General features: G+C 59.4%; 18 protein-coding genes and 3 tRNA genes. 7 read left to right on the top strand and 14 right to left on the bottom strand.

The window, feature by feature from the left end:
- Nucleotides 1-77 precede the first annotated feature (77 nt).
- Both CLV74_RS01200 and CLV74_RS01195 read left to right on the top strand, forming a co-directional pair.
- Entirely contained in the window at nucleotides 78-1,415 is a 1,338-nt protein-coding gene (locus tag CLV74_RS01200) for a M23 family metallopeptidase (RefSeq protein WP_106262380.1), read from the top strand.
- Complete coding sequence (locus CLV74_RS01195) at nucleotides 1,405-1,890, top strand: bactofilin family protein (RefSeq protein ID WP_106262379.1); 486 nt, start codon at nucleotides 1,405-1,407, stop codon at nucleotides 1,888-1,890. The genes CLV74_RS01200 and CLV74_RS01195 overlap by 11 nt, the downstream gene beginning before the upstream one ends.
- A gap of 97 nt (nucleotides 1,891-1,987) precedes the next feature.
- Here CLV74_RS01195 and CLV74_RS01190 read toward each other — a convergent pair whose 3' ends face one another.
- From CLV74_RS01190 to CLV74_RS01170, 5 genes are all read right to left on the bottom strand, one after another.
- Nucleotides 1,988-2,773 (bottom strand): DUF2189 domain-containing protein, encoded by a 786-nt coding sequence (locus CLV74_RS01190; protein WP_106262378.1) that lies wholly within the window; start codon nucleotides 2,771-2,773, stop codon nucleotides 1,988-1,990.
- A 106-nt stretch (nucleotides 2,774-2,879) separates the two neighbouring features.
- Nucleotides 2,880-4,007, bottom strand: coding sequence for a peptide chain release factor 2 (prfB, locus tag CLV74_RS01185; protein WP_106262377.1), 1,128 nt, complete (start codon nucleotides 4,005-4,007; stop codon nucleotides 2,880-2,882).
- A 134-nt stretch (nucleotides 4,008-4,141) separates the two neighbouring features.
- Nucleotides 4,142-6,700, bottom strand: a complete 2,559-nt coding sequence (locus CLV74_RS01180; RefSeq protein ID WP_106262616.1) for a penicillin-binding protein 1A — start codon at nucleotides 6,698-6,700, stop codon at nucleotides 4,142-4,144.
- A 90-nt stretch (nucleotides 6,701-6,790) separates the two neighbouring features.
- Nucleotides 6,791-8,014 (bottom strand): N-acetylmuramoyl-L-alanine amidase, encoded by a 1,224-nt coding sequence (locus CLV74_RS01175; RefSeq protein ID WP_245888413.1) that lies wholly within the window; start codon nucleotides 8,012-8,014, stop codon nucleotides 6,791-6,793.
- A gap of 93 nt (nucleotides 8,015-8,107) precedes the next feature.
- The gene (locus tag CLV74_RS01170; RefSeq protein WP_106262376.1) at nucleotides 8,108-9,256 is read right to left on the bottom strand and encodes a pyridoxal phosphate-dependent aminotransferase; all 1,149 of its coding nucleotides are present in this window, start codon (nucleotides 9,254-9,256) and stop codon (nucleotides 8,108-8,110) included.
- 54 nt (nucleotides 9,257-9,310) lie between these two features.
- On the opposite strand from CLV74_RS01170, the gene CLV74_RS01165 reads away from it, so the two are divergent.
- Complete coding sequence (locus tag CLV74_RS01165; RefSeq protein WP_106262375.1) at nucleotides 9,311-10,642, top strand: M48 family metalloprotease; 1,332 nt, start codon at nucleotides 9,311-9,313, stop codon at nucleotides 10,640-10,642.
- A gap of 14 nt (nucleotides 10,643-10,656) precedes the next feature.
- On the top strand, nucleotides 10,657-11,409 hold the full coding sequence (locus CLV74_RS01160; protein WP_106262374.1) for a DsbA family protein: 753 nt from the start codon (nucleotides 10,657-10,659) through the stop codon (nucleotides 11,407-11,409).
- A 252-nt stretch (nucleotides 11,410-11,661) separates the two neighbouring features.
- Here the strand turns inward: CLV74_RS01160 and ispG are convergent, their stop codons facing one another.
- From ispG to hemA, 3 genes are all read right to left on the bottom strand, one after another.
- Complete coding sequence (ispG, locus tag CLV74_RS01155) at nucleotides 11,662-12,789, bottom strand: flavodoxin-dependent (E)-4-hydroxy-3-methylbut-2-enyl-diphosphate synthase (RefSeq protein WP_106262373.1); 1,128 nt, start codon at nucleotides 12,787-12,789, stop codon at nucleotides 11,662-11,664.
- A 109-nt stretch (nucleotides 12,790-12,898) separates the two neighbouring features.
- The gene (locus CLV74_RS01150; RefSeq protein ID WP_106262372.1) at nucleotides 12,899-14,119 is read right to left on the bottom strand and encodes a RodZ domain-containing protein; all 1,221 of its coding nucleotides are present in this window, start codon (nucleotides 14,117-14,119) and stop codon (nucleotides 12,899-12,901) included.
- Between the two features lie 116 nt (nucleotides 14,120-14,235).
- Nucleotides 14,236-15,459, bottom strand: a complete 1,224-nt coding sequence (gene hemA / locus CLV74_RS01145) for a 5-aminolevulinate synthase (protein WP_106262371.1) — start codon at nucleotides 15,457-15,459, stop codon at nucleotides 14,236-14,238.
- Between the two features lie 215 nt (nucleotides 15,460-15,674).
- On the opposite strand from hemA, the gene CLV74_RS01140 reads away from it, so the two are divergent.
- Nucleotides 15,675-17,051, top strand: a complete 1,377-nt coding sequence (locus CLV74_RS01140) for a dipeptidase (RefSeq protein WP_106262370.1) — start codon at nucleotides 15,675-15,677, stop codon at nucleotides 17,049-17,051.
- Nucleotides 17,052-17,172: 121 nt separating this feature from the next.
- Here the strand turns inward: CLV74_RS01140 and idi are convergent, their stop codons facing one another.
- From idi to CLV74_RS01120, 4 genes are all read right to left on the bottom strand, one after another.
- Complete coding sequence (gene idi, locus CLV74_RS01135; protein WP_106262369.1) at nucleotides 17,173-17,694, bottom strand: isopentenyl-diphosphate Delta-isomerase; 522 nt, start codon at nucleotides 17,692-17,694, stop codon at nucleotides 17,173-17,175.
- A 68-nt stretch (nucleotides 17,695-17,762) separates the two neighbouring features.
- Nucleotides 17,763-18,245 carry a tryptophan-rich sensory protein TspO gene (gene tspO, locus CLV74_RS01130; protein WP_106262368.1) on the bottom strand — a complete coding sequence of 161 codons (483 nt, stop codon included), beginning with the start codon at nucleotides 18,243-18,245 and terminating at the stop codon, nucleotides 17,763-17,765.
- A gap of 76 nt (nucleotides 18,246-18,321) precedes the next feature.
- A tRNA-Asp gene (locus CLV74_RS01125) sits at nucleotides 18,322-18,398 on the bottom strand.
- Between the two features lie 35 nt (nucleotides 18,399-18,433).
- A tRNA-Asp gene (locus CLV74_RS01120) sits at nucleotides 18,434-18,510 on the bottom strand.
- A 464-nt stretch (nucleotides 18,511-18,974) separates the two neighbouring features.
- On the opposite strand from CLV74_RS01120, the gene CLV74_RS01115 reads away from it, so the two are divergent.
- Both CLV74_RS01115 and CLV74_RS01110 read left to right on the top strand, forming a co-directional pair.
- On the top strand, nucleotides 18,975-19,844 hold the full coding sequence (locus CLV74_RS01115; RefSeq protein WP_106262367.1) for a LytTR family transcriptional regulator DNA-binding domain-containing protein: 870 nt from the start codon (nucleotides 18,975-18,977) through the stop codon (nucleotides 19,842-19,844).
- Nucleotides 19,841-20,713 carry a LytTR family DNA-binding domain-containing protein gene (locus CLV74_RS01110; protein WP_106262366.1) on the top strand — a complete coding sequence of 291 codons (873 nt, stop codon included), beginning with the start codon at nucleotides 19,841-19,843 and terminating at the stop codon, nucleotides 20,711-20,713. Before CLV74_RS01115 ends, CLV74_RS01110 begins: the two co-directional genes overlap by 4 nt.
- Before the next feature lie 33 nt (nucleotides 20,714-20,746).
- Here CLV74_RS01110 and CLV74_RS01105 read toward each other — a convergent pair.
- Both CLV74_RS01105 and CLV74_RS01100 read right to left on the bottom strand, forming a co-directional pair.
- Nucleotides 20,747-20,822 (bottom strand) — tRNA-Val (locus CLV74_RS01105).
- Nucleotides 20,823-20,885: 63 nt separating this feature from the next.
- Entirely contained in the window at nucleotides 20,886-21,464 is a 579-nt protein-coding gene (locus CLV74_RS01100; protein WP_106262365.1) for a histidine phosphatase family protein, read from the bottom strand.
- Nucleotides 21,465-21,476 lie beyond the last annotated feature (12 nt).

Raw genomic sequence — 21,476 nt, 5'->3', positions numbered from 1 at the left:
CGCAATGGTCTATCCCCTCAGTACTTCGTGCCTACCCGCCTGGGTAGGAGGCCGAAACGAAATGAGGGGCTTTACCAGTGAAGACCAGGGTAATGCGCGGCATTAACGCGTTGCTAGAAAACAAGGTTCCGGAACGCCGTGTCTTTCTTCGTTCGGACAACGAAACCCGATTCATCCGACTCAGCCCGTTAACCCAGATCACCGTTGCCCTTGGCAGCGCGGGTGTTCTGGCGTGGGCTGCGATTGCCACCTCGATCCTGCTGATGGACAGCATCGGTTCGGGCAACGTGCGTGCGCAGGCGCAACGGGAACAGCAAACCTATGAGATGCGCCTGAACGGCATGGCCGCCGAACGGGACAAGCGCGCAGATGAAGCCATCGCCGCGCAAGAGCGTTTCAACAAGGCACTCGAACAAATCTCGGTCATGCAGACCCAGCTCTTGGCTTCTGAAGACCGCCGCCGCGAACTTGAGACCGGCCTGAATGTGGTTCAGAACACCCTGCGTCGCACCATGAAGGAACGCGACAACGCGCGTGGCGATGCGCAGACGCTGCAAGCTTCGCTGAGCAGCGAAGGCGGCTCGGCGGCAGCCCTGCCCACCTCGTCCGAAGTGATCGGCACCGTAGACGCCCTGAGCCTCGCGCTGACCGAAACCGCCGCCGAGCGTGACAACATGGCCCAAGAGGCGCAAGTCGCCCTGCGTCAAGCCGATGAGATCGCCATGCAGCTGCAATTGCTGCGCGATCAGAATGATCAGGTCTTCCGCCAACTGGAAGACGCGATGACCGTCTCGGTCGAGCCGCTGAACAAGATGTTCCGCGCCGCAGGCATGGACCCCGACACGATCATCAAGCAAGTCCGCCGCACTTACTCGGGTCAGGGCGGACCGCTAACCCCCCTGTCCTTCGCGACCGAAGAAACCGAAGAGACCGCCGAAGTGCTGCGCGCCAACCGTCTGCTGGAACAGATGGACCGGCTGAACATCTACCGCATCGCCGCTGAAAAGGCGCCCTTCGCGATCCCTGTGAAGAACGCCTATCGTTTCACAAGTCCCTACGGAACGCGCAGCGATCCGAAGAATGGCAGCCGCCGGATGCACTTTGGTGTGGATTTCGCCGCGGCCTATGGAACGCCTCTTTACGCAACCGGTGACGGCGTAGTAATTCATGCAGGGTGGTCTTCGGGCTACGGACGTTTGGTAAAGATTCAACATGATTTTGGAATTGAGACACGGTTCGCCCACCTGTCGAAAATTAACGTGACCAAAGGACAAAGGGTATCGCGTGGTGATCGTATCGGTGATATGGGAGCCTCTGGACGCGTGACTGGCACGCACCTTCATTATGAGGTCCGTGTCGGGGGCAAACCCGTAAATCCGATGGTATATATCAAGGCTGCTAACGATGTTTTCTAAGAGCAAGATCAACGAGCCCGGCCCCAAGGCCGCCGAGACCCCGGCACCCGCACCTGCTGCGACCGCTGACAAGTCGAACGAGTTCAAGGCTCCCACCACCACCAAGGCAAAGCCCCCCGCTTCGGTTCTTTCTTCGGACCTGCATGTGGAAGGCAACATCCGCACCACTGGTGATGTACAAGTAGAAGGTACTGTCGAAGGCGATATCCGTGCCCACCTGCTGACCATTGGCGAAACCGCGACCATCAAGGGCGAAGTTGTTGCCGATGACGTGGTGATCAACGGTCGCATCGTTGGCCGTGTCCGCGGCCTGAAAGTTCGTCTGACCTCGTCGGCGCGTGTTGAGGGTGACATCATCCACAAGACCATCGCGATCGAGAGCGGCGCGCACTTCGAAGGTTCGGTTCAGCGTCAGGACGATCCCCTGTCGGCTGCTGGCGCAAAGCGCATCACCGGCCCCGAGTCGGCGGAATAATCACAGCATCGCGGATCACTCACATTTCCGCAGCGCAAATTCAAAAAGGCACCGCTTGGCGGTGCCTTTTTTCGTTTTGACCATCAACGGGGAAGCGTTATTCCGCACGCTGTTCCAGAATGCGGTAAAGGTGCCATGTGGCATGCCCCAGAATGGGCAGCACGACGAACAGACCCAGAAAGCCCGGTAGCAGCCCGATCAGCGTCACAACACCCACTGTCGCGGCCCACACCAGCATCGTCAGCGGCGCGCGCGTAACGGCGCTGACACTGGCGATCATGGCGCTGACAAAGTCGACCTCACGATCCACCACCATCGGCATTCCGACCACGGTGATCGAGAAGATCAGGAACGCGAAACCGCCCCCCACTGCAGAGCCAACCGCCAGCATCATCAGCCCGTTAGAACTAAGCAGCACGCCATATGAACTGGAGATATTGGTCATCGTCGAAAGACCCAAGAACAGCGCAAAGATCATATGGGCCAGAAAGAACCAGAACAGGATCATTATGATGATGACCGCGCTCATCCAAGGCAACTGCCGCCCGCCCTCGCCCTTTACCGCGCCGAAAATCCGGTGCCAGTCCAGCGGCCGCCCCTGTTCGATCCGGCGAGAGGTCTCATAAAGCCCCACAGCCGCGAAACTGCCAAGCAGGGGAAAGCTGATCACAGCCAGCACCAGCCAATAGGTTTGCCCCGTCCAGACGGTGATCAAAGCCATCAGCCAGCCGGTCAGCACATAGACCCCTGCAAACAGGAATCCGAAGACTGGTGCCTTGCGGAAATCGCGACACCCCCTGCCCAATGCTGTCCTGATATCCTCAAGCCTCGCGGTCCCCATCTCGGGGGCACCCAACCGCTTTTCCAGAGGCACTGCATCCATAAAACAATCTCCCCTCTCTCCTCATCAGAGAGAGGCTAGCTTAGTCCGCTACCTTACGCGAAGATGTATTTATGGATCAGCTTAAGCGCCAACAGACCAACAAGGATTAGTCCGTGGCCGAAGCCTCGGCGCGGCTCTTGCCGCTGACGTCCATCGCCAGCGTGGCGGCCATAAAGGCATCCAGATCGCCGTCCAGAACCCCTTGCGTGTCCGAGGTCTCATGCCCCGTCCGCAGGTCTTTCACCATCTGGTAGGGCTGCAGAACGTAAGAACGGATCTGGTTGCCCCAACCCGCATCACCCTTGGCTTCGTGGGCGGCGTTGATGTCGGCGTTCCGGCGATCCAGTTCCATCTGGTACAGACGCGATTTCAGGGCCTTCATGGCGATGTCACGGTTCTGGTGCTGCGACTTTTCCGAAGACGTCACAACAATGCCCGTGGGAATGTGCGTAATCCGCACCGCCGAGTCCGTGGTGTTCACGTGCTGACCACCGGCACCGGACGAACGGTATGTGTCGATCCGGATTTCGGACTGGTTCACTTCGATCTCGATGTTGTCGTCGACCACGGGATAGACCCAAACCGAGCTGAACGAGGTGTGACGACGCGCCGCCGAGTCATAGGGCGAAATCCGCACAAGACGATGCACGCCGCTTTCTGTTTTCAGCCAGCCATAGGCATTGTGACCGCTGATCTTGTAGGTCACCGACTTGATGCCCGCTTCTTCACCGGGGCTCATGGATTGCAGCTCAACCTTGTAGCCTGCCTTCTCGGCCCAACGGACATACATCCGCGCCAGAATAGAGGCCCAGTCACAGCTTTCCGTACCACCCGCGCCCGAGTTGATTTCAAGGAAGGTGTCGTTGCTGTCGGCCTCGCCGTTCAGCAGCGCTTCCAGTTCCTTCTGGGCGGCTTTCTTGGCCAGTTCCTTCAGCGAGGCTTCGGCGTCCTTGACGACATCGGCGTCGTCTTCCATCTCGCCCAATTCGATCAGCTCGATGTTATCGGCCAGCTCTTGCTGGATTTCCTTGACCGCATCAATGGCATCCACCAACGACTGACGCTCGCGCATCAGCTTTTGCGCCGCTTCGGGATCGTCCCACAGATTGGGGTCCTCGACGCGGGCGTTGAATTCTTCCAACCGGTGCGAAGCCGTCTCCCAGTCCATCCGCTGGCGCAGAAGCTCCAGAGATTTCTCGATTTCGTTGACGGTATTCTGAGTATCGGCGCGCACGAGGGTATCTCCCAGACTTGTAGGAAACCGCCCATGGGCGGATCGCCCTTTCATATGGGCGTAGGTGTCAAGAAACAAGAGGGCGCGGCGCAGGAACCCGATGGGATGCGCCGTGCCCTTCTAGATGGCTTAGATCAGTAAAGACCGCCCGCGCTGAGGGTGCCAAAATTTGCCTTCGGGCCAACGGTTGCCGTGCCACCGGACGAGTTTGTCACCTGCTTCGCCTCATCGGGCCCTTCACCACGATCAAACAGCGGCAGGTTGCTACCCATCGCAAAACCACCGTCGTAGGTCAGACCGAAGATCGGTTCTTCCCCATCGCGGAAATACTCAGCCACCACGAAATCGCCGCTGGCGTCATCAGGCAAACGCGCACCGGTAAAGCGGTCGATCTTGATAAAGTGGCCGCCGGGCGGCACGTCGAACTTGCTGCCACCGTATTTGGCCGTCGCTGCTTTCATCAACTCGGTGAAGACAGGGCCACAAAGGGTGCCGCCATAGGCGCCACGCCCCATCGGGCGCGGACTGTCATAGCCCATGTAGCAGCCCGCCACGATGTTGCTGGTAAAGCCTACGAACCAGACGTCTTTGGATTCGTTGGTGGTGCCCGTCTTACCTGCGGTAGGCACTGGCAGGTTAACCGTGCCGGATGCGGTACCGCGGGTCACGACCCCCTCCATCATCGAGGTCAGCTGATAGGCGGTGATCGGGTCCATCACCCGTTCGCGGTTGGATTCGATCCGCGGGCCATACCCGACATTGATGGCGGGGCTTACGCAATCGGGGCACGTCCGCTGTTCGTGGGTATAAATGGTGCGCCCGTAACGGTCCTGCACACGGTCCACTAGCGTCGGTTCAACCCGCTCGCCGCCATTGGCGAACATGGCGTAGGCGGCGGTCATCTTGTAAAGGGTGGTCTCTTCCGAGCCCAGCGAGTTCGCAAGGAAGCGCCCCATGTTGTCGTAGACGCCAAAACGCTCGGCGTAGCTGGCAACAACATCCATGCCCACCTCTTGCGCCAGACGCACGGTCATCAGGTTCCGCGACTGTTCAATCCCCGTCCGCAGCGGCGTGGGGCCGTAGTATTTGTTCGACGAGTTCTTGGGACGCCACAGACCCTGCGGCGTATTCAGTTCAATCGGGGCGTCGATCACGATGGTCGCAGGCGAATAGCCACTGTCCAGCGCTGCCGCATAAACGAAGGGCTTAAAGCTAGAACCCGGCTGACGCTGCGCCTGTGTCACGCGGTTGAAGACCGAGTGCTGATAGCTGAAGCCACCCTGCATCGCCAGAACACGGCCGTTCTCCACGTCCATCGCCATCAGACCGCCCTGCACTTCGGGCACCTGACGCAGGGTCCAGCGGATAAAGCTGCCGTCAGCGTCACTGGTCATCGCACGGACCAGCACCACATCCCCGACCGAGACCAGATCACCGGCCACATTGGCCTTATTGGCCAGCTTGCCATCGTCCAGACGCTTGCGGGCCCACTGCACATCCTTGGCCACGATCCAGTGACCGTCATCGTCCTCAGGGACGTCCTCGATGCCGATGCGGGCGTTTTCGCCGCTGACCGACAGAACCACCGCCGGATACCAGCGGCCGTTCAGCTCAATGTCGCGGGGGGCTTTGGTCGCGGCCAGCGCGGCGCGCCATTTCTCTTCGGTTTCAAGCTCGGCCGCATCAATGGTCAGGCGAGTGCCACGCCAGATGCCGTTACCACGGTCGTAGTCTTCCAGACCGCGACGCAAGGCGACCTCGGCCACCTGTTGCAGTTCGGGGTCAACGGTCGCACGGACCGACAGACCGCCGGTAAAGAATTCGCCCTCACCAAAGTTCTCGCTCAGCTGGCGGCGGATCTCATCGGTGAAGTAGTCACGCGGCGGCAGGGCAACGCGGAAATCCTCATAATCGCCATTCTGGACCGAGCGCAGTGGCTGGTCGCGCTCTGCATCGCGGGTGGCGGCATCAATATAGCCGTTCTCGAACATCTCGCGCAGCACATAGTTCCGGCGCTGGATCGCGTCATCATAGTCGCGCACGGGGTGCAGTTCGGCAGGCTTTTTCGGAAGGGCCGCTAGATAAGCAGCCTCACCGGGCGACAACTCGCTCAGGGATTTGTTGAAATAGGTCTGCGCCGCAGCAGCCACCCCGTAAGAGTTCGCACCCAGATAAATTTCGTTCAGGTAGAGCTCAAGGATTTCATCCTTGGACAAGGTGCCTTCGATGCGGGTCGCTAGGATCAGTTCCTTGATCTTGCGTTCAGCCTGCCGGTCGCCCGACAGCAGGAAGTTCTTCATCACCTGCTGCGTGATGGTCGAGGCACCACGCACGTTCTTGCCGCGCGAAAGCACCGCATCCCGCGCCGCCGAGGCGATGCCCATCAGGTCATAGCCCGAGTGCTTGTAAAAGTTCTTGTCTTCCGCCGAGACAAACGCAGCTTTCACCAGATCGGGGATCTCTTCAGCGGGCACGAACAGACGGCGCTCTTTGGCGAATTCGTCGATGATCTGGCCTTCGCCGGAATAAATGCGGCTGATGGTGGGCGGCTCATAATTCGCCAGCGCCTCATGGCTGGGAAGGTCGCGCCCGTACATCCAGAACACAGCACCAATCGACAGGGCAACCATGAAGATGCCCAGTGTGATAGCGCTGAAGATTGCTCCGAAGAAGGAAAAGATGAATCTCAACAAGTCGCGGCCCCCGGCTAAACGTGCCCCCTCATATAAGGCCTTGCCCTGCGGGTCAAAACACAAACGGGACAGGTTTTGTTCCTGCGCAGCCTATTGCCGGATCAGATGCCCTTCGGCAGCGTCCGCGATGGCCCATTCCAGCACAGCAGCGGTGATCGCCTGCGCTGCCATATCCCGCCATGCCGGATTGGTCAGGTTCTCTCGGTCACGGCCCGAGGACAGGAACCCAAGCTCCAGTAGGATCGAGGGGATATCGGGGGCCTTCAGCACCGAAAAGCCCGCCTCGCGGCGCGGATGTTTATAAAGGGGCGCACCCGCCTCTTTCAGGGCATCCTTCACATGATCCGCAATGCGCGTTGATCGGGGCATGGTGTCAGCGCGGGCCAGATCCATCAGCACATGGGCAACCACATCATCCTGATTGCTCAGGTCCACACCGGCCAGCAGGTCGGCACGGTTATGGCGCTCTGCCAGCTTGCGACTGGCCTCGTCCGAGGCCTCATCCGCCAGCGTATAGATCGTGGCCCCACGCGCGCCGCCCGCCTCTAGCGCATCAGCGTGCAGCGAGATGAACAGATCGGCGCGGGCCTCATGGGCGATGGTCACGCGGCTTTCCAGCGGCACAAAGTCGTCATTGTCGCGGGTCAGCACCACTTTGACCTGCCCCGTCCGCACCAGCGTATCGCGCAATTCACGGGCAAAGGTTAGCATCAGGTCTTTTTCCTCAACTCCGCCCCGCTGTGCACCGGGATCAAGCCCGCCATGGCCGGGGTCCAGCACCACGGTTAGGGGGCCCTCGCCCGTCTGGCGGCGGCGGGCCTCTTCCTGCGCCTGGACTGGCGGCTGTCCCCAATCGGGATCAGCAGGCGCACCCGATGCCTTGGCGAACGCATCCCCCGTCGTCGCCAGAAGCGAGATGATCAGCTTGGCCGTGCCCCGTTCACGATCAATGCGCAGGTCAGCGGCCTCAAGCGCCATGGGGCGGGACAGATCAAGGATCAGGCGGCTCCAACCCGGGCGATAGCCGCCGAAATGGGCCGCAGACACCGTATCAGGCGCGGTCAGACGCTCAGACGACAAGCCGGTCCAATCCACCTCACGGAAATCGACCACAAGACGGCGCGGTTCGTCCAAAGTGAAGATGCGATACGGCACCCCTTGGGACAGCCCCAGTTGCAGGTCCAACCGCTCTGGCCCGCTGTTCAGAAACGTTTGATCAGGCAGCACACGCGCACGGGCAGAGAAGTCCGCGCTCCACGCGGGCTGCAACAGCACACATAGCCCCAGAAGGGCTGCACCTAAAATTCGGATCATCTGCCCGGCCTCTGACCGATTTATTTTGCGGCAGTCTACACGGCGCGGGCTGTCGGGAAAAGCAAGTCTTGGTCACTTTTTCCTTAGAGGTATTTAGCCCTGACGCGCAGCCATAAAGGCGGTCAGACGGGCCAGCCCTTCGACCATATCTTCGGTCGAGCGGGCATAGGAAAAGCGGATGAAATGGCCGCCCCGCTCGGGGTCAAAATCCAGACCGGGTGTGACAGCGACCCCAGCTTTTTCTAGGATTTCAGCGGCGAAAGCGAGGCTGTCATCGGTGATGTCGCTGACATCGGCATAGATATAGAAGGCCCCGTCCGGCGGTGCGATCTTGTCAAAGCCCGCCTTCGGCAAGCCCTCCATCAGAAGGCGGCGGTTCTCGGTGTAGACCTGCAAGTTTGCCTGTAGCTCTTCTTCGCAATCCAGCGCGCCAAGGGCAGCCACCTGACTGGCATGGGGGGCGCAGATGAACATGTTCTGGGCAAGACGTTCAATCCGGCGCACGTGATCAGGCGGCACCACCATCCAGCCAATCCGCCAGCCGGTCATGCTGAAATACTTGGAAAAGCTGTTGATCACATAGACATCGTCGCTGATCTCCAGCGCTGTGACCGCTTTGGCGTCATATTCGATGCCGTGATAAATCTCATCGCTGATAAAGGCGATATCTTCAGCCTGCGCCGCATGGATCAGGTCGGCCAGCGCCTCTTTCCCCAGCATCGTCCCCGATGGGTTCGCGGGCGAGGCCACCATCAAACCCGCCAGCCCCTTGCCCGTGAAATCGGACGGCACCGGCTGGTAGCGGTTTTCAGGCGCAGTCTCCAGCATAACAGGCTGACAGCTCATGGCTTTCAGGATCTGGCGATAGCTGGGATAGCCCGGCGCACCGATCCCCACCTTGTCACCCGCATCAAAAAGAGCGGTGAACGCCAACAAGAACCCCGCTGATGACCCCGAGGTGATCACCACCCGCGCAGGGTCCAGATCAACCCCATACCAATCCATATAAAGCTTGGCGATGCGGGCACGAAGAGCAGGCAACCCCAAAGCCACAGTGTAGCCCAAGCTGCCGCTCTCCATGGCCGCACTCAGAGCCGTGCGGGCACCTTCAGGCGCTGCGGTGCTAGGCTGGCCAACCTCCATGTGGATGATATGGCGCCCCGCCTCTTCGGCTTTGCGGGCGGCCTCCATCACATCCATCACGATAAAGGGATCGACATCGCTTCGGGTTGAATTACGCATAGGGACCTCTCTAGGGTGAGGCCCAAGTCTTTTCAGGCGTTGAAAGGAACGTCAATGCGCCATGCCGCCCGACTGGTCATGCTATCGGTGATCCTGTCGATCTGTGCCAGCCTGCCCGCACGGGCCGTGGGCTTGCTTCGCGATCCCGATATCGAGCACGCCCTGACCCAACTGGGCACCCCTGTCCTGAACGCCGCAGGCCTTAGCCCGTCACGGGTGCAAATCCTGCTGGTGGATGATCAAAGCCTGAACGCTTTTGTCGTGGACGCGAACCACATCTTTATCCACGCAGGCCTACTGGCCCGCCTCGACAGTGCCGCGCAGCTACAATCCGTGATTGCCCACGAGGCCGCCCATATCGCCAACGGCCACATGGCCCGCCGCCTTGGCAACCTGCGCACCGCCCGCACCGCTGCGGGGCTTGGGGTTGCGCTGGCCGTGGCCGCCGCCGCATCGGGCGCAGGCAGCGCCGCCGCAGGTCTGGCCGTGGGCACCCAATCCAGCGCACAGCGTGTCCTCTTTTCCCACACCCGCGCCGAGGAAAGCAGCGCCGATCAGTCCGGCGTCCGCTATCTGGTCTCGGCCGGTGTGGACCCTGCCGCCGCATCCGAAGTGCTAGACATCTTTCGCGGACAAGAGGCCCTGAGCGTCAGCAACCAAGACCCCTACGCACGCACGCACCCCTTGACCCGAGACCGCCAGCGGGCGCTGGATGGCTATGCCGCCGCTTACGCAGACCGGCCTAAGACCGACCCGACAACCGCCAACTATTTCTTCGCCCGCGCCCAAGGCAAACTGACCGCCTTCACCCGCGCCCCCAGCTGGACCCTGCGCCGCGCCAAATCCAGCGCGACCGAGGACATCCGCCTCATGCGCGAAGCCGTGGCCCACCACCGCAAGCCGGACCCGAAAAAGGCGATTGCCACGATCGACAAACTGATCGCCTTGCGCCCCGATGATCCTTTCGTGCATGAACTTCGTGGCCAGATCCTGCTGGAAAGCCGCAACTTTGCCGCCGCTGCGAATGCCTATGGCAAAGCAGTCTCACTGGCCCCCAACAACGCACTGATCCTTGGTGGCTATGGCCGCGCCCTACTGGCGCTGGGTCAGGCGCAATATGACCGCAAAGCCCAAGAGGTGCTGGAACGGGCCCGCAGTCGCGACAGCGCCGACGCTCGCATCCTGCGCGATCTGGGGCAGGCTTATGCACGGGTCGGCCAACCCGGCCTGGCCTCGCTTGCCACCGCCGAACGTTATGCCCTGTCTGGCCGCCTGCAAGACGCGGCCATCCACGCAAACAGGGCCAGCGGGCTTTTAGCCAGGGGCTCTTCCCCTTGGCAAAGAGCCCAAGATGTGTTGACTGCTGCTAAAGCCGCGCCGAAATGAAAGGACGCCACCTGATGCTTCGCCACCTGATCTCTGCCAGTGCCCTGACGCTTGCCCTGACTGCGCCTGTTGTTGCCGAAACCGACCTATCGAACCTCACCGATGCGCAGCGCGAAGCCTTCCGCGCCGAAGTCCGCGCCTACCTGCTGGACAACCCCGACATCATCATGGAAGCGGTTGCTGTTCTGGAACAGCGCCAGCAAGCAAATGAGGCCGCAACCGACCGTGATCTGGTCCAAAGCAACGCGGACGCCATCTTCAACGACGGCTACAGCTGGGTCGGTGGCAATCTCGACGGTGATATTACTCTGGTCGAATTTCTGGACTACCGCTGCGGCTACTGCCGGAAAGCCGCTGCCGAGGTGGACCAGCTGATCGAGACAGATGGCAACATCCGCTTTATCGTGAAGGAGTTCCCGATCCTCGGAGAAGACTCGGTCACCGCCTCGCGCTTTGCCCTCTCGGTCCGAAAAGTGGGCGGCGATGACGCCTATAAAAACGCCCATGACGCGCTCATCACTTACCAAGGCTCTTTCGAAGAACCCGCCCTGCGCCGCATCGCCGAAGGCCTTGGCGTTGACGCAGACGCGGTGATCGCGGGGATGAACGCCCCCGAGATCAACAAAGTGCTGCAGGATACCCGCACGCTGGCAGGCACACTGCAAATCAGCGGAACACCCACCTTCGTGATGGACGAACAACTGCTGCGCGGCTACGTGCCGCTTGCCGCGATGCAAGAAATCGCCGCAGAGATCCGCGCCGACTGAGCCAAGTCACCTGATTAGCAAAAGACAAAGGCCAGCGCCCTCACCGGCACTGGCCTTCTTCTTGATATAAATACTCATTCACAACATCACGGCCTGCGCGATACGGATGCGGACTCATGTGTCCAGCAATGCTGCTGCGTTCTGCGCCATCGCCTTTTGCACGCGGGTTTTCGAGTATTTGGGTCAAGAAGAAGCCCTTCTTTATCGCCTAAATACTCACTTCCCACCGCAGACAAAAAAGCAGGTCTCCCCTTACTCGGCCGCCTCGGACGCCGCAGCCGCATCAATCTCGGCGGCACGCTTTTCGACTTGCTCAACGATGTGATCGACCATCTGGTCATTCGACATCTTATGACTTTGCTGACCGGCCAGATAAACCATGCCGCTACCAGCGCCGCCGCCGGTAAAGCCAACGTCGGTCATCAGCGCCTCACCGGGACCGTTGACGACGCAGCCGATGATCGAAAGGCTCATGGGTGTTTTGATGTGCTCAAGGCGCTTTTCCAGCGTCTCGACAGTCTTGATGACATCAAAGCCCTGACGGGCACAGCTGGGGCAGCTGATGATGTTCACGCCGCGATGACGCAGGCCGAGGGATTTCAGGATCTCATAGCCTACTTTCACCTCTTCCACCGGATCGGCCGAGAGGCTGACGCGGATCGTGTCGCCAATGCCCATCCACAGCAGGTTGCCAAGGCCGATGGCCGATTTGATGGTGCCCGACATCAGGCCGCCCGCTTCGGTGATGCCCAGATGGATCGGCGCGTCGGTGGCCTCGGCGATCCCCTGATAGGCGGCGGCGGCAAGGAAGACGTCGCTGGCCTTCACGCTGATCTTGAATTCGTGAAAGTCGTTGTCCTGCAGGATGCGGATATGCTCCAGCCCGCTTTCGACCATCGCGTCAGGGCAAGGCTCGCCGTATTTCTCTAGCAGATGCTTTTCCAAGCTACCTGCATTCACCCCGATCCGGATCGAGCAATTATGATCGCGCGCGGCCTTGATGACCTCTTTAACGCGGCTTTCATCGCCGATGTTGCCCGGGTTGATCCGGAGGCAGGCCGCGCCTGCCTCGGCAGCTTCGATCCCGCGTTTGTAGTGGAAATGGATGTCCGCCACGATTGGAACAGGGCTTTCCTTGACGATCTCTTTCAGGGCGATGGCGCTTTCGCGGTCGGGGACCGAGATGCGTACGATATCCGCGCCCGCTTCCGCGGCGGCCAGAACCTGCCCGATGGTGCCTTTGATGTCCGTCGTCACCGTGTTGGTCATGGTCTGGACCGAGATCGGCGCGTCCCCGCCGACGGGGACATTGCCCACCATGATCTGGCGGCTCTTGCGGCGGTAGATGTTGCGCCAAGGGCGGACGTGGTTCAGGGACATGGAACGCGGTCTCCGTAGTTCGGACATTTCACCATCAGATAAGCGCCGAAGGCCGCAGGTGCAATCACCCGCGGCCTTCGTACAAAAACTTCATAGATCAGCTGTGCCGTTATTCCGGCATCGCCTCGGGTGCCAGCACCTGCGAGGCTTCGGCCACGATACGGGCCAGATCGGTGTCGTCTTCCAGATTGGCAACCGAATAGGTTTCCGACAAGGACTGAGCATCCAGAGCCAGATTCTTGGTCACAACACCGCGTGCGCCCACGGGGCCATGGTGGGTGCCGTTGATGTCGAAATAGACTGCACCGGATTCGCCAACGCGGATCACCGGCGCCTCTTCGGTTTGCGGAACCTCGAAGGTTTCGCCGCCGTTCATGATGCCTTCGTAGATGACCGAGCCATCAACCGCGCTGACGCGCACCCATGCGGGACGCACAGCGACCACAGCCAGTTTGGGCGGGCCATCGGCCACAACCTGCGGGGTCGCAGGCGCACCAGCGGGCAGCGTATCCACGACGGGCGCAGCTGAGGCCACCATCTGGGGCAGTTCCGGCTTGGCGAAGCGGCCCACGGTCGAGGGGTCCAGCGTCGCGATAGGTGCATCGCGGGCCACCAGAACGGGCACATCCAGTGCCTCGGGACGGTAGAGGCGGTCCAGCGCTTCGGCGGGCGGGTTAAACACACCGGCTGCGTCAGCCGAGGTGATGGTCTCGGTCGCCGGATTGTTCAGGGGATCCAGATCGGACACCAGCACCGGCGTCTGTTCGACGGGCGATAGCTGCACTCGCTGAATCTCGTTGAAGACGGTCCAGCCGCCAAAACCAAGCATGCCGATCACCGCCAGCAGGGCAACGGACGAGCCGATCGCCCCGGGCTCGATCCCGGCAAAGAAGCTTTCGCGTCCGGGGACAAACGGGGTCCCGGAGGCAAGCAAAGGGTCTGTGTTCATAGCACGTGTTTTCGGTTGTGGGGCAGAGCGGGTCTTCAGTGAAGAAGCCTCGGGCGCCATGCCATGAGCGGTCGAAAATCCGCTCTCCACGCAAAAATGTCTAAAAATCGCGTCAGGATCCAAGTTCAGATAGCGCGCGTAGGAACGCACGTATCCGGCGATGAACCCGGGCGTGTCAAATACGGTCGGGTCGCAATTTTCAATTGCAGCGATATAGGACGCTTTGATGCGCAGCTCTCGCTGCACATCCAATAGGGATTTGCCGAGGGTCGCACGCTCGCCTCGTAGCATATCACCAAGGCGCAGATCGTAATCGTCAAAGCCCTTAGGGCCTTCGACCACGTCAACGTCCTCTTTACGGGTTTTTCTAAGGATACCCATCAAACTGCCCTGTAACCGCCCCAACATGGCACTCGACTCGCCTTTTGGCGAATCGAAGTACCTACTTAATAGGGCAATTATAACACAGTGCTATCGCGATCTTGTGATTCTACGCCTCAGGCGCTCATTTCGGCACGATTTAGCGCACAGTGTGACCACAGATCATCCATAGCGCGAACCAACGCGTCCATCTCGCGCGGGCCGTGTACCGGCGACGGGGTGAAGCGCAGACGCTCGGTGCCGCGGGGCACGGTCGGGAAGTTGATCGGCTGCACGTAAATGCCGTGCTTTTCCAGCAGCATATCGGACAGCATCTTGCATTTCACCGGATTGCCCACGTGGACGGGAACAATGTGGCTGCCATGGTCGATCAGCGGCAGACCCATGCCCTTCAGGCGGGTTTTCAGGATCTTTGCCTGTGTCTGATGCTGTTCGCGAATGGTTGCATCCGCTTTCAGATGGGCAATGCTGGCCGCCGCCCCTGCCGCCACAACCGGAGGCAGCGAGGTGGTGAAAATAAATCCCGGAGCGTAAGAACGGATTGCATCACACATCTTGGCGCTGGCGGCGATATAGCCCCCATGCACACCGAAGGCTTTGCCCAGAGTGCCGTTGATGATGTCCATACGATGGGTCAGGTGGTCACGCTCGGAAACGCCGCCACCGCGGGGACCGTACATGCCGACAGCGTGTACTTCGTCCAGATAGGTCAGTGCACCGAATTCTTCGGCAGCATCGCACAACTCGGCCAGCGGGCCGAAATCACCGTCCATCGAATAGACCGATTCAAAGGCCACCAACTTGGGGGCTTTGGGATCATCGGCGGCCATCAGCTCGCGCAGGTGCTGCACGTCGTTGTGACGGAACACGCGCTTGGCGCCACCGTTGCGGCGGATGCCTTCGATCATCGAGGCGTGGTTCAGCTCATCGGAATAGATGATCAGACCGGGGAATAGCTTGGGCAAGGTCGAAAGGGTCGCGTCATTCGCGATGTATGCGCTGGTGAACAGCAGCGCTGCCTCTTTCTGGTGCAGATCGGCCAGTTCGGCCTCAAGACGGTTGTGATAGACCGTGGTGCCCGAGATATTGCGGGTGCCGCCCGAGCCCGCGCCAGTGGCGTCCAGAGCTTCGTGCATAGCGGCCAAAACGACAGGGTGCTGACCCATGCCGAGGTAATCGTTGCCACACCACACAGTGATTTGCTGTTCGGTGCCGTCGGGCTTACGCCATACCGCGTGGGGGAAATTACCTTTCCGACGCTCGATATCGATAAAGGTCCTATAGCGGCCTTCTTCATGCAGACGGTTCAAAGCTGTATCGAGCTGCTGGGTGTATTCCACCGGTCTCTCCTATGTCTGGTCGTCCCTATACCGTTCAAGCAAGGGGCGTGCCTACCTGGGCCTACCGCTAATTTAGAACGGATATAGGTTACTGTTCGCGTAGGCAACAGGCTACAAGGTGCCGCACCTATTAGACTTTGATCTGTGTCAACGGCAGCGACTGGACTTCGCTTAGACCCCTGTTAGGGTCGCGGCAGACAATTCTGGAGGTAAAGATGTCTCTGTCATCCGTACTGGAAAAGATCGATCAGGACCTTGATGGGGCGCTGGAGCGCCTGATGGACCTGCTGCGCATCCAGTCGATTTCCACCGATCCCGCCTATGCCCAAAACTGTCAGGACGCCGCCGACTGGCTGGTCGCAGACCTTAAAAGCTTTGGGATAAATGCAGAAAAACGCCAAACACCCGGCCATCCGATGGTTGTCGGCCACGTAGAGGGCGACGGCCCTCATGTACTGTTCTACGGCCACTATGATGTGCAGCCCGTCGACCCGCTGAACCTGTGGCACCGCGATCCCTTCGATCCAGCAATCGAGGATGCGGACGGCGTCAAAGTGATCCGTGGCCGTGGCGCATCGGACGATAAAGGCCAGCTTATGACCTTTGTCGAAGCCTGCCGCGCGTGGAAATCGGTGCATGGCACCCTGCCCTGCCGCATCACATTCTTCTTTGAGGGCGAAGAAGAAAGCGGCAGCCCCTCACTGATTCCCTTCATGAAAGAGAACGCGGCAGAACTTGGCGCGGATATCGCGCTGATTTGCGACACGTCGATGGTCGCCCCTGGTGTGCCCTCGATCGCCAGCCAGCTGCGCGGGATGCTGAAGGAAGAGTTCACCTTGATCGGCCCCAAGATGGATCTGCATTCGGGTCACTATGGCGGCACCGCCCTGAACCCGCTGCATGCGATTTCCGCTATCGTCTCGTCCCTTCATGACGAGACCGGCCGCGTGTCGGTCGAAGGTTTCTATGAAGGTGTCCACGAGGTTTCCGACGAGTTGAAGCGCCAGTGGGAGACCTGCGGCTTTGACGAGGACGACTATCTGGGCAGCGTCGGCATGAGCAAAGCCCACGGCGAGGCGGGCTATTCCACGCTGGAACTACAGTGGGCGCGGCCTACGCTGGAAGTGAACGGCCTGTGGGGCGGCTATAATGGCGCGGGCAGCAAAACCGTGATCCCGTCGGAGGCGCACTGCAAAATCACGTGCCGTCTGGTGGGAGATATGGACCCCGTTCACGTGCGAAGCGTTGTGCGCAAGCATATCGAGGCACGCTTGCCACAGGACGCGAGCATCAAGTGGGACAATGACATTGATGGAGCCAAGGCCTCGGTCATGAACATCAACCGTCCCGAGTTCGAGGCCGCCCGTCAGGCCCTGTCTGACGAGTGGGACCGCGAGGCGGTATTTGTGGGTATGGGCGGATCGATCCCGATTGCGGGTCTGTTCAAGGACATCCTTGGTATGGACGCCATGCTGATCGGTTTTGCCCAAGACGACGACCGCATCCATTCGCCCAACGAGAAGTATAATGTGGAAAGCTTCCACAAGGGCATGCGCTCTTGGGCACGGGTGCTTGAGGCCTTGTCGCGGTAATTTGCTTGAATCGCTTGTGTGGGGCTCTGCCCCGCTCGGGCAAGCCCTCGCCCCCCGAGGTATTTGTGCCAAGATGAAAGAGGCAGCTATAGGCTGTGAGAGGTCGCCTTCGGGCGGCCTTTTATTTCGCGCCGAAGATCGTTTCTGCGTGATCGGCCATGTAGATCTGCATCCAAGGGGTGAAGTCTTGGGGGGCGGCGGCGATTTCTTGGGCGAGGTGTTCGAGGGGAACCCAGCGGGTGTCCATGACCTCATCCGGGTGCGGGGCGATTGTCAGGGGGGTCGCGCAATGGGCGATGTAGATATCGACCAATTCATGTTCGGTCAGGCCCTGCCCCACATCCGCGCGATATTCGACGGTCTGGCGAAGTTCGAGGGTCACACCGGTGATGCCCAGTTCCTCATCAAGGCGGCGCAGGGCGCAGGTTTCAGAGGGTTCCTGCCAGAGAGGATGCGTGCAGCAGGTGTTCGCCCAGAGACCCGGCGTGTGGTACTTGGAAAGGGCCCGCTGTTGCAGCAGAACCTGACCATCCCGCACCAAAAATACCGAGATCGCCGGATGGCGGAGCCCGCGCTGGTGAACCTCCAGCTTTTCGACCGGCGTCAGCACGCCGTCCACCCATGCGGGAATCATCTGTGCCATTGCATTCTCATCCGAGGCCCTTTGCATCGGGGGCGGGCATAGACGCGGGACAGCACAGGTTCAAGGGATCAGGGCGTCGCGGGGCGTTTCAATGCTGTTGGGTTCAGGCGCCAAATGCCCGCATTCAGCGCGGCAGCGACAGTAACCCACGCCAGATAGGGCACAAGCAGCATCCCTGCCAACCAATCGATCCGCCACATCACCACCATGTCCGCCGCAACCAGAAGCCACAGAAAGATGATGATTGCCATGCCCAGGCGAATGCGATGCGCACCGAAGAACACAGGGGTCCAAAGCGTGTTGAAAGCAATCTGCGCGGCCCAGAGGGCCATCCCGAGACCAAGCAAAGGGCCACCAGCCGCGACCGCTCGTCCGCCCGCCAGTGCCATCAGTATATAGAGAGAGGTCCAAACCACCGGAAAGGTCCAGTTCGGCGGCGTGAAACCGGGCTTTTGCAACGACAGATACCAATCACCGGGTTTGAAAATCACCCCGGTGGCGCCTGCTGCAAAACAAGCCAGTAGAAGCAGTGAGAAAGCGATCCAATCCATGTGGTATAAACTATATCAGACCGCAGCTGTTTCCAGCGCGATCTTGATAATAACCACATTTTCCTAAGAGGAAAAATGGCGCGGTTGACGGGGCTCGAACCCGCGACCCCCGGCGTGACAGGCCGGTACTCTAACCAACTGAGCTACAACCGCGCTATAACGCTTGCCTCGGGTCTTTTAATCAGCAGTGGCGCGGTTGACGGGGCTCGAACCCGCGACCCCCGGCGTGACAGGCCGGTACTCTAACCAACTGAGCTACAACCGCAGCTGCTGTTTGCTTGACCCTTATCAAGCGTGTGGGCGGTGTTTATGCCGAGCCACCGGTGGCGTCAAGCGAGTCTGAACAACTTTTCCGAAAAAAATTCAAACCCCTGTCACAATGGGATTTTTTCGCTTGCCACACGTAAAGAGGCACCATGCGGAGGGCGCGGTGCAGCCCCTTTATATGGGACCGTCTCAGAGGAAATGGATTTGCAGGGAAGTTCCCGCGTGCGAAACAATCGCTAGCCTATCCATGCGCGCGGGTTAAACCAGAGCGCGAATGATGATAACATTTCGGGAATTGTCAGGAAGAGAGGGGGCGACAGGCCGTAGGCATACCAAAAAACCTAGTTAAGCCGCTCACCAAACCGACGGCCTATCGCAAACTCGCACCAAATCACTGGCTAACAAACACGAGCGCCAAAGGTTAAACACCGTCCAATGACGCACAAGTAACTCTTAATCGGTATGAAGATGATCAAACAAGCCTTCTGTCGTGAAATGCACGCATTTGACGCTTTATGGCACGAAATACACCTCACGCTTCGTGAAATACCTCGCATATTCGCGAGCCGCGAAGCCGTTGTTTTCCTTATATTAACTGCCCTTACACTTCTTTTTCTCGATCCACACGGTTTTTTGGACTACGTTTCACTGCCTGTGGCGGCAATGGTGTGGATTTATGCAGAGGCAGCATTTGCGCTGGTGTATTTCACGCTATTGCTGCTGACAGTGATGCTTTGGCGCGGCCAGAAGTGTGTCATCTATCTTCCGATCTACAGCGGTATCGCGTTCTTTTTCGCGACCCTGATCATCGAAGGCTCGATCAGCATCATCTCGAAGGGGGCGTATGAGTTCCGCTTCCAGATGGACCTTTTGTTGTTCGCAATTGTCGCACAGTTGTTCGAATTCCTTTTTGTCCGCTACGTGTTGCCGGACGTGATGGCCAAGCTGAAGCAGGAAGATGCCGAGCGGGAATCCCGTCGCGCTCAGTTCAAATTGGGAGACTGGGCCTGCGCCATTGAAGAGGTCGAAACGATTGCCTCGAACCAGCACTACCTGCATTTCCAGATGCTATCGGGGGAAACCCAGATTGTACGGGCACGAATCTCGGATGCGATCGACCAGGCAGCCCCGGAACACGGCATTCAACCGCATCGGTCCTGGTGGGTCTCAGCCGAGGCCAAACCCAGTTTCCTGACCGAGGGCCGCCAGAAATCGCTGTTGACCGCCTCTGGCAAGCGTGTTCCCGTGGCAAGAGGGCGGATTGAGGCAGTGGAGGAATGGTTGCAGTCCAGCGGACCGTCGACAAATGAACGCGGGTACAAAGACGAATGATTTCGGCACTCTCGCGCGCACTTGATCGGGAATTCACGATCTACGACATTTTGGGTCGTGGCCACCACATCCAACTGCGATGGACATACCCCGCATTGATTACGCGGACCTCCATTACTTTTATCTTAACCATTACGACGATCCTCACACTCCTGGATCCCGAAGAATATCTTCAGTTCCTGAGCCTGCCCTTGTCGTTCGTGATCTGGATTTCGGGGCTAGTGATATTCGTTGCGGGCTATATGGTGCAGCTCACGCTCTGGAGCGCCCTGCCCGTTAGGACTCTGCCCTCGGTGCCGGTCTTCTTTTTTGGATTTCCGGGCTTTGTGCTGTCCACCCTCTACCATGTTGCCATGGCCGAATATCTGACCGACGGCGCGTGGAAACTGACCCTCTGGCCCCATCACATATTTCTACTGATTGCTCAGCAAGGGTTCGAAGCGATTTTCCTACGCTACGCCATGCCCGGCGCTGTCCGTGAGGTCCGCGCAAGATATGAGAACAAAGAAGACCCGCAACCAACCTCCGAGGCCCGCAGCTTTCCCATCTTGATAACGCCTCCCAGCTCTATTGAGTTTGGCGAGTTCACCCTCAGCACGGACAGGATTCTGTTTGCGCGGGCGCAGGAGCATTATCTTGAGATCCAGATGACCGATGAGACGATCACCATACGCGCCCGCATGACTGACTTTCTGGACAAAGTTGGCGATCTGGATGGCATCCAGCCGCACCGCTCTTGGTGGGTGTCCCGCAATGCGGCGCCGCTTTTGATGACGAAAGAAGGCAAGCGCGTGCTTCACGTCGCGCACCACACGGATATCCCGATTGCACGGGGACGGATCGAAAAAGTGGAATGCTGGCTGGGTTAACAGCGGCATTTCATTCGGTCTCTGTAGGGGAAGTGGTGGGTGATGAGAGACTCGAACTCCCGACATCTTCGGTGTAAACGAAGCGCTCTACCAACTGAGCTAATCACCCGATGACGGGGTATCTACAAGCAGCATTCGAGGATGGCAAGAGCAGTTGATACAAAAATTTCACTTATTTTATCACGCGCTCTTTGCCCGCGTGAAAATGAAAGATGACCCCCTGCCCATCGGGCACCTCTGACAGACGATCCATCCCGCGCCCACGCACCTGCGTACGTAAGAATCGTGAGGTAAATCCGTGTGTTATGATGACTGCAGGGCGCTGCAAACCACTTAGGAAATCAGAGGTTCTGGCCCAGAGACTGTCGAAACTCTCAGCTTCAGGGGCGCGGGCATAGAACTGTAAACTGCTTTCCGGCGTGACCGGCGCAGGCCAGCGGGTGGCGATTTCCGACAAAAGCAAACCGGCCCATAGGCCCATCCCGATTTCAGCGATCCGCGCATCTTCAGTGATCGGGCAGCCCGTCGCCTTGGAAATAGGGGATGCGGTCTGCATCGCCCTGCCTTGCGGGCTGGAAATCAGGTCAAATCTGGTGGGCGAGACACCGCAGTCCGCCAGCAGCTGCGCCATCTTATCGGCCTGCGCCAGCCCCTTTTCCGTAAGAGGGGAATCAATGCCACCCTGCATCCGCCCCTCGGCGTTTGCCTCGGTTTCTCCATGGCGCAGAATGTATAGCTCTGGCAGGGACATGGGGCCTCGGGT

It is taken from the genome of Donghicola tyrosinivorans (genome assembly GCF_003003355.1).
GTDB lineage: Bacteria > Pseudomonadota > Alphaproteobacteria > Rhodobacterales > Rhodobacteraceae > Donghicola > Donghicola tyrosinivorans.
The sequence above is the reverse complement of the archived record's forward strand: the minus strand, read 5'-3'. Positions and strand labels throughout refer to the sequence as shown.

Coding starts and splice junctions, on each gene's coding strand:
- idi (WP_106262369.1), bottom strand. CDS start 17,694: ATGGCACAGATGATTCCCGCATGGGTGGACGGCGTGCTGACGCCGGTC.
- CLV74_RS01160 (WP_106262374.1), top strand. CDS start 10,657: ATGCTTCGCCACCTGATCTCTGCCAGTGCCCTGACGCTTGCCCTGACT.
- CLV74_RS01195 (WP_106262379.1), top strand. CDS start 1,405: ATGTTTTCTAAGAGCAAGATCAACGAGCCCGGCCCCAAGGCCGCCGAG.
- CLV74_RS01140 (WP_106262370.1), top strand. CDS start 15,675: ATGTCTCTGTCATCCGTACTGGAAAAGATCGATCAGGACCTTGATGGG.
- CLV74_RS01100 (WP_106262365.1), bottom strand. CDS start 21,464: ATGTCCCTGCCAGAGCTATACATTCTGCGCCATGGAGAAACCGAGGCA.
- tspO (WP_106262368.1), bottom strand. CDS start 18,245: ATGGATTGGATCGCTTTCTCACTGCTTCTACTGGCTTGTTTTGCAGCA.
- CLV74_RS01175 (WP_245888413.1), bottom strand. CDS start 8,014: ATGATCCGAATTTTAGGTGCAGCCCTTCTGGGGCTATGTGTGCTGTTG.
- CLV74_RS01110 (WP_106262366.1), top strand. CDS start 19,841: ATGATTTCGGCACTCTCGCGCGCACTTGATCGGGAATTCACGATCTAC.
- ispG (WP_106262373.1), bottom strand. CDS start 12,789: ATGTCCCTGAACCACGTCCGCCCTTGGCGCAACATCTACCGCCGCAAG.
- CLV74_RS01150 (WP_106262372.1), bottom strand. CDS start 14,119: ATGGGTATCCTTAGAAAAACCCGTAAAGAGGACGTTGACGTGGTCGAA.
- CLV74_RS01190 (WP_106262378.1), bottom strand. CDS start 2,773: ATGGATGCAGTGCCTCTGGAAAAGCGGTTGGGTGCCCCCGAGATGGGG.
- CLV74_RS01165 (WP_106262375.1), top strand. CDS start 9,311: ATGCGCCATGCCGCCCGACTGGTCATGCTATCGGTGATCCTGTCGATC.
- CLV74_RS01115 (WP_106262367.1), top strand. CDS start 18,975: ATGAAGATGATCAAACAAGCCTTCTGTCGTGAAATGCACGCATTTGAC.
- CLV74_RS01170 (WP_106262376.1), bottom strand. CDS start 9,256: ATGCGTAATTCAACCCGAAGCGATGTCGATCCCTTTATCGTGATGGAT.